Origin of the sequence: Lysinibacillus sp. GbtcB16 (assembly GCF_019091145.1) — a bacterium.
Lineage (GTDB): Bacteria > Bacillota > Bacilli > Bacillales_A > Planococcaceae > Lysinibacillus > Lysinibacillus fusiformis.
Genome location: NZ_JAGXJV010000641.1, coordinates 1 through 253 on the forward strand (window position 1 = coordinate 1; position 253 = coordinate 253).

Below are 253 nucleotides of genomic sequence, written 5' to 3' on the forward strand. Positions count from 1 at the left end.
TGAAAATGATGACGCAATATAACTTACCACTGGAGATAAAAAAGAGCCTATCCCCGAAAAAGCTGCGCCGATTCCTGCAATAGCTGAACTAAACGCACTACTTATATTCTGTCCGATTCTACTAAAAATTGAACTCGTAACAGCAAGTGCCGTTTCTAATCCTGCGCCGATACTTTGACCGATTCCCGTAAATTTTGCTATCAAAACGTCCATAGCTGAACTGATTGCACTACCCATCGCTGCGAACTTTTCA

1 protein-coding gene is annotated in these 253 nt (G+C 41.9%); it reads right to left on the bottom strand.

Going from position 1 to position 253, the window contains the following annotated elements:
* A partial coding sequence (locus tag KVT27_RS25490; RefSeq protein WP_217582261.1) for a hypothetical protein occupies positions 1–237 on the bottom strand: 237 nt, incomplete at its 3' end.
* Positions 238–253 lie beyond the last annotated feature (16 nt).